Below are 6,537 nucleotides of genomic sequence, written 5' to 3'. Positions count from 1 at the left end.
TCCTTATCCTTTACCTTTTGGTTCCAGCCTATCAGCCTGATTTGGCTGGTTTAGGGTAACGACGCTTCAAACACATCTTCGTTGACTACTCATGGGTACTTTGCTCGACGTGTACCAGGTTAGGCTCCCAGTATGAACGCCTTTTCCTCGGTGCTTTACAGATTGATGGCTAGTCGCTACCGTAAGGAAGATGCTGTCACCCTTGCACCTAGGGGGTGGGATTCTCACCCACATGAACACACAGTTATAAGATTCTGGTTTTACCCAGTCTTACCTTCCGTCCCTGAGCATAAATGCTCATTTAGGAAGAACGAATCGCACAGTTACAAATCAATCATAAAGCTATCTCGCCGATGAAAGTCAGGCTCTACCCCACTATGAGTTAATCCCCAGTAAGTAATATTACTATTTTTATCTTCTATCACAGTAGTAATTGCTGCTTCTATTTCCTGTTCTATGACGATGATTTGACCCAAATCAAGATCCACAACCAGGGTTAAACTATCTCCTTGGTACTGGGTAGTGAAGGGAAGAAGATCAAAAGCTGTTTCCTCTCTCATCCCTTGACGGTATCCATCAAAGTGATAAACGTTCCAATTTCCAGCAGGGGAAAGGTTGAACTCCCAATACTGTGGATTACCTTTAATACCCAAGAAAAACTCAAAACAAGTATTTTTCCATAGTTCATGGTGACGGGTCGGTGTATCTGATAACCGACGAGGAATCACAAGCTGTTGTAAGTCACCGATAACTTGGTAATTCAGGGTAAGTTGATTTGCATATCGGTGGATATTACCTATAATCTGTATATTGGGTAAGAATTGCTGTGAGGGAAAGGGTAGTAAGGAAAATGTCTGATTTCTCATCTCAAATCTCGGATAATTTGGCTAATTGTGGTTTCTTGAGATTCGATGCTTTCAGTCAGCTTAAATTGAACTAAGGCCCTAGCCAAATTGTGTTCTGGATATTTGACTTTAAAATAAATATTCCCAGCTAAATAGTCAGTAAAAAACCTCAATCCCAACTCAAAGGTAATCAACCTAATGGCATCATAAATGTAGGTGTAGTCATTCTCTGTGAGAAAACCTTGAGCCACAGCCAGATAACCCTGTAGAATTAACTGACATAGTTCTGTATTAAAATAAACTTGTTCCCAATACTGGGTTTCTTCTCCCAGGGGATTGCAACCCGATCGCACGCAGTCACCAATATCATAATGTATTAATCCCGGTTTGACGGTATCCAGGTCTATCAGGCTGACTGCTTTGTGAGTCCCTCGATCAAACAACACATTATTGATTTTAGGGTCGCCGTGGATCAGGCGTAATGGTAGTTTACCCTTACTGATGGCAGTTGCTAAAATATCTGTAAAACTGGTGCGATAGCTAACGAATTGTAAACAATAATTGACTTCTGGTGATAGGTGTGGGTGAGTTTTTGCCAGGATCTCCTCATACTGTTGTAGATAAAGTGGTGTAATATGAAACCCTGGTAAAGTATCCGCTAGTGTTGTTGGCGGTAGGTCACTGATGAGATGATGGAACATCCCCAAAGCATAGCCGACTTCTGAGGCGCGGTAACTATCTTCCAGGGTGTCGAAGCATTGGGCATTTTCCACAAAGCTAATAGCTCGCCAACAGCGGCCATTCTCATCTAACCACAGGTCTTGACTATCTTCAGTTGATAAAACCCGGGGAAACTTCCAGGGGCGATTAACTGGGCTATCTTTAAGGCGATCGCCAACATGATCTGTGACAATACGCATATTCTGCATTACCAATTCCGGCTGCCGAAACACCTGGGTATTAATGCGTTGCAACACAAAATGCTGTAGCTTGGCACAATTGAGAGTTACCAGAAAAGTTTCATTAATATTACCATTCCCCAAAGACTGAATGGCTACAACCTGACCTTGATGTGTGAATTTATCCGCAACAGCAATTAAATTAATCTCTTTTGTCATCTTCTTTTACCTGTACCACTCCCCACAGACCTTGCACAGAGGCTATACTGGGAAAAATCCCAGTTAACTGAGCGCTGCAAACTGTTGCCAACAAAGATACAATGCACGGGGTACATGGAAACACCCCTTCCACTTACCGCCCTTGAGATTTAACAACACTTCCCCACGACGATTGAGATAACCGAACCACTCCCCACCTTCAGGATCAGCAAAGTGTGACCAAGTATAATCATGCATTTTCTGGTACCATTGCCAACAAGACTCACGCCCCGTCAAGCGATAGCCCATGGCTAATGCAACTAAAGATTCTAAATGCACCCACCATAGTTTTTGATCCCATTCCAATTGCTGGGGGGGATGACCCTCTGCATCCATAAAGTAATATAATCCGCCGTGTTCATTATCCCAGGCAAAATTGAGGATATTTAGCACCACATCAACAGCTTGATTAATAGTATCAGTATCATTTTTCCGGCTAGCGATATCCATAATAAACCACATAGCCTCAATGCCATGACCGGGATTAATTAACCGCCCCTCAAAGGAATCAATGTGAGAACCGTTAGGGGTGACATTCTCATACATCAGTCCCCGTTCCTGGTCAAGAAAACCCGTCATCACTTCTTTAACAGTGGTAGCTAGGACATTCTCAAGGGTTTCACTGGGTAGCAGCCATGCCATTTCTAAAGTGAGATTAGCTAAAATCATGGGTACAGCTAAGGACTTCATGGGGCGAGTACCCGGATGGGTCTTGTTATATTTGCCTTTAGGATTATCCTGACGGCGCAAAACATTGTTATAGGCTTGGAGCGCCACATCTTTAGCCCAGTCTGCGCCAGAAGCTAAGGCGTATTGACTAAATGCCATGGCGGCAAAGCAATCAGAAAATATATTATAGGGTTCTATCAGTGGCTGACCTGCACGGGTAAGGGCAAAGTACCAATTACCATCAGTATCTCTGCCATGTTGAGCCAGAAAATCCGCCCCATTTTTGGCAATTGCTAACCAGGTTTCCCGTTTTTCTAGCTGGTTGCATAGCATGGAGAAAGTCCACACCTGACGATTTTGTAACCAGATAAATTTATCTGTGTCATAAACCTGACCACTGCGGTCTAAACAGGTGAAATAGCCGCCATGCTCCCAGTCCAGGGAATATGTTTCCCAAAATGGCAGTACGTCATTGAGGAGTGTATTTTGATAAAGTTCCGCCAGGGTTTTGCCGTTGTAGCCCATATATTTACTGTTGTATGAACCTGAAAAAGAACCCCACCCCAGGGGAGACTTTGACCGGAAATCAAAGGGGGGTGAGGTTCCTTAACAATTATCAGTTAAGACTTGCCAGTTCACAATGTACTCAGGGACACAACTTATTAGGTTGTTTGCTTGTATACAGTGGTTACTGTGGGTAGAGACACAGTTGCTCATGCCCATTATGTCTGCTATCCTAGATGAAATGGAAAAGATTTACAACTAGCCCAAAGAATTACCAGCTTGACAAAGCATTTCTCCGAGTCGCTGCACTTTATCGGCTATGTTACCGGTAGCGTTAGCTGCTGCGCTTTGAGTATCTTCACCTAAGTCAACCAGAATATCCGCAATGGATGCCGCATCGCCACTGAGGAGCGCCTCTTTCAGTTCACCCAAGTCTTCAGCTAGGTCAGTTCCTGAGAGTTGTTGCTGCCAAGTATTGATGATAGCCATGGCTTGGTCTGTAGGGATAGATGTCAGGTCTGTTTGCAATGCGGAGATGGTGCTATCTAGGTCAACGTTTTGGATTGCATCAGCCATAAAAAAAAACTCCTGTATTGAGTTCATCTGCATAATCCACAGTGGATTACTACCTGACCTCATTCTTCTCAAGATCAATACTTAAGTCCTCAGCCTAAGGTTATACAGTATGGAGTTCTGAAAGTTAGAAAAGTATCAAAACTTGACTTTATATAAATCAAATAATTCTCCTGATTGCTGCTTCACTATTTTTGCACCAGTAGCTTTGATGATTTTTTCCCAATCGGCTATCGGTTCTAGAAATACTTCAGCCCCCAAATATGTTTCCAAAACTGCCCAATCTTCTGCTAAAGGGTGTTCTGGGTTGAGGATGTCAAATACAAAATGTCCCTCTGGTTTTAACACCCCCTTGACTGCTAGTAACACAGCATCCCAATATTTTAGGGGAAAGTAGCAGCTAAAACCTGTAGCGATCGCCAAATCAAATTGGTTGGGCGAGTAGTTTAATTGATGGGCTGGCCCCAACTCTACACCTTTGAACAGCTTAGAATTCAATTGGGGACCACGGGAATTGAGGGTATCCCGCGCCACAGTGCTGATTTCTTGACCATAAAAATATGCTGACCAATCCCGCCAAGGATAGATTAAGAAGCTGACACCACAGCCAATATCTAAACATTGCTGGTTTTTTTTCGGTTGAGCAATTTCCCAAAAAGGAGAAACAATTCTCCCTGACAAAATCCCCGCTACCCATTCTTGATATATGGGCATTTCCTGTATTTCTGCTGGTAATTCCAAGTCTTGCTTTTGATACTGTCGGTTAAAGCGATACCCTACCTGGGCGACTCTCTCCTCCCAGTTCTCTGACTGATAGGGAGTTTGGGAGGGAAAGAGATTACTGGGTAATGGTGAATTACGCTTTTTAGACATTCTCTTTGGTATTCCTAGATGATTTAGAATTAAATTCTAGTGTACCTAATTGAGGAATGGGGAGATGTTGGTTTTATTTCCACTCAAAAAGTCACACTTTTGCCTCAGTCTTTGTACTTATTTTCCTCACTACCTATCTACCTCCATCCAAAGAAGTCAATTTTATGAATTACTACGTTATCTACGATGGAAACTGTAATCTCTGTGTTACCCTAGTGCAATTACTAGAAACCCTAGAGCAAGGAAGGCTGTTTCGCTACGTTCCCATGCAAGATGAACAAACACTAGCACGGTGGGGAATTACCCCCCAAGATTGTCAACTGGGGATGATTTTAATTTTAATTGATGGCGATACACCGCAAAGACGTTGGCAAGGTAGTGACGCTGCTGAAGAGATTGGGAGGTTATTACCTATGGGAAGAGTATTTGTAGATGCTTACCGGGGTTTACCTGGGATGAAGTGGGTGGGCGATCGCTTTTATGAACAAATCCGCGACCACCGTTATACTCTTTTTGGCAAGCGTGAGAGTACCTATCAATCAGCCTATTGTGTCGATGGTAAGTGTAAAACACCAAGACCCCTGATTAATGAGTCTTAATCACTAGGTTTATTAAACACCTCTAAAATGTGCCGACAAATCTGCTTGAGTTTGTCACCGACTTCTGGAGCAGGTTCACACATACCGACAAAACTCCAGTTTTCTACTGTAGACAGTCGCCACGCCTCACCACGGTGGTCAAAACCTGCAACTTCTAAACCAATGGCACGCCGTGAGTCACTTATGGGATCTTGGTAAAAGCGGATTTGAATTAAGATACTGCGACTGCGCCAAGATTTGCTGATTCCCGGAAAGTGAAAACCGATGTCTATAGAATCTGGATCTACCAACTCCCTGGTATCTGGGTCATTCTTCCAAGGTTTGAGATCTGATTTAGCATCAGGAAACTCCAATTTAAACAAATTCACTACGGTAGCAATCTTGCTGGCGAGTTCAAGGTTTGTTGCTTGTTCAGATGCGTTCACGAAAAAACACTCCTATATTTTACGGAACTATGGGGAATGTTAGGACAGAAAAACCGCCAGAAGGCTGATTATATTAGTGTTTGGAGCTTATCAGTACCTTTGATACTTAGCAAATTTAAAATTTCCCTTTCTTGACAATTCTGGAGATTAACAACTGCTGATTAAGTCTTGGGAGACTGCTCAGGGTTATCTTGAGTAATTATACTTAATTTTCCTCAAAGTACTCAGTAATTATGGAATAAAGCCAAAATACCAACCCCCATAACTAGATTTTTCAGGAAAATACCTTGTGAAGTAGAACGATAAATCACCCCAACGATCTAAAATTACACTGTTAGTCGGCACATACAAAACAAATTCAATTCAGTTTATGGCGCGTCAACGCTCGATTTTTTCGCTGATTTTAGTATTATTAGCCACATTACTTATTAGCTGTGGTGGTCCTAGTGGCACAGTTGCACCTCCAACCTACTCAGCAACTCAACTAGAGAGAATTCAGGAATATGTTCCCAAAATTCAGGCTGTGCGCGATCGCGCTGCAGAACTAAAAACCCTGATTGAAAAAAAGGATTGGATTAATGTAGGTAATTTTATACATGGTCCGATGACAGAAGCTAGGTTGAGCATGACTTATATTATTCCCAATCTCCTGCCTTCGTCCCAACCCACAGCACGGGAAAAAAACCGAGATTTGCTGAACCACTTAGTTAAAATTGATGAAGCTGCTGGACAGGGTAATACACAGCCGGCTTTGAATAACTACCAAGCAGCTTTGGGAGATATTGACCAATTCCTGCAACTGCTTCCTGATAGCAGTGGGAAATCATAAGTACATTAGGCACTAGCTAGAATACAATGGGTAGAGGGTAAGCAGTTTGTTGTTTTCCTCTCT

Annotated in this window: 8 protein-coding genes; 2 read left to right on the top strand and 6 right to left on the bottom strand. The window is 42.7% G+C overall.

From position 1 onward, the window contains the following. Positions 1-323: 323 nt before the first annotated feature. The 5 genes from PN457_RS11060 to PN457_RS11040 form a co-directional block, all read right to left on the bottom strand. Positions 324-866 carry a DOMON-like domain-containing protein gene (locus tag PN457_RS11060; protein ID WP_271733355.1) on the bottom strand — a complete coding sequence of 181 codons (543 nt, stop codon included), beginning with the start codon at positions 864-866 and terminating at the stop codon, positions 324-326. Continuing rightward, the gene (locus PN457_RS11055) at positions 863-1,963 is read right to left on the bottom strand and encodes a phosphotransferase enzyme family protein (RefSeq protein ID WP_271733354.1); all 1,101 of its coding nucleotides are present in this window, start codon (positions 1,961-1,963) and stop codon (positions 863-865) included. Before PN457_RS11055 ends, PN457_RS11060 begins: the two co-directional genes overlap by 4 nt. Before the next feature lie 63 nt (positions 1,964-2,026). Then, positions 2,027-3,196, bottom strand: coding sequence for a n-acyl-d-glucosamine 2-epimerase (locus PN457_RS11050; RefSeq protein WP_271733352.1), 1,170 nt, complete (start codon positions 3,194-3,196; stop codon positions 2,027-2,029). Positions 3,197-3,433: 237 nt separating this feature from the next. Beyond that, positions 3,434-3,751, bottom strand: coding sequence for a hypothetical protein (locus tag PN457_RS11045; protein ID WP_271733351.1), 318 nt, complete (start codon positions 3,749-3,751; stop codon positions 3,434-3,436). A 135-nt stretch (positions 3,752-3,886) separates the two neighbouring features. Continuing rightward, positions 3,887-4,621: a class I SAM-dependent methyltransferase gene (locus PN457_RS11040; RefSeq protein WP_271733350.1), complete on the bottom strand. Its 735-nt coding sequence runs from the start codon at positions 4,619-4,621 to the stop codon at positions 3,887-3,889. A 164-nt stretch (positions 4,622-4,785) separates the two neighbouring features. Here PN457_RS11040 and PN457_RS11035 point away from each other — a divergent pair, with 164 nt between their 5' ends. Beyond that, entirely contained in the window at positions 4,786-5,220 is a 435-nt protein-coding gene (locus tag PN457_RS11035) for a thiol-disulfide oxidoreductase DCC family protein (RefSeq protein WP_271733348.1), read from the top strand. Here PN457_RS11035 and PN457_RS11030 read toward each other — a convergent pair. Then, positions 5,217-5,645: a hypothetical protein gene (locus PN457_RS11030; RefSeq protein ID WP_271733347.1), complete on the bottom strand. Its 429-nt coding sequence runs from the start codon at positions 5,643-5,645 to the stop codon at positions 5,217-5,219. The two genes, PN457_RS11035 and PN457_RS11030, sit on opposite strands and share 4 nt — an antisense overlap. 331 nt (positions 5,646-5,976) lie before the next feature. Between PN457_RS11030 and psbQ the strand changes: the two genes are divergently transcribed. Then, a complete protein-coding gene (psbQ, locus tag PN457_RS11025; protein ID WP_417006600.1) occupies positions 5,977-6,474 on the top strand; it encodes a photosystem II protein PsbQ in 498 nt (165 codons plus the stop codon). Positions 6,475-6,537: the final 63 nt, after the last annotated feature.

It is taken from the genome of Anabaenopsis arnoldii, assembly GCF_028331025.1.
GTDB lineage: Bacteria > Cyanobacteriota > Cyanobacteriia > Cyanobacteriales > Nostocaceae > Anabaenopsis > Anabaenopsis arnoldii.
The sequence above is the reverse complement of the archived record's forward strand: the minus strand, read 5'-3'. Positions and strand labels throughout refer to the sequence as shown.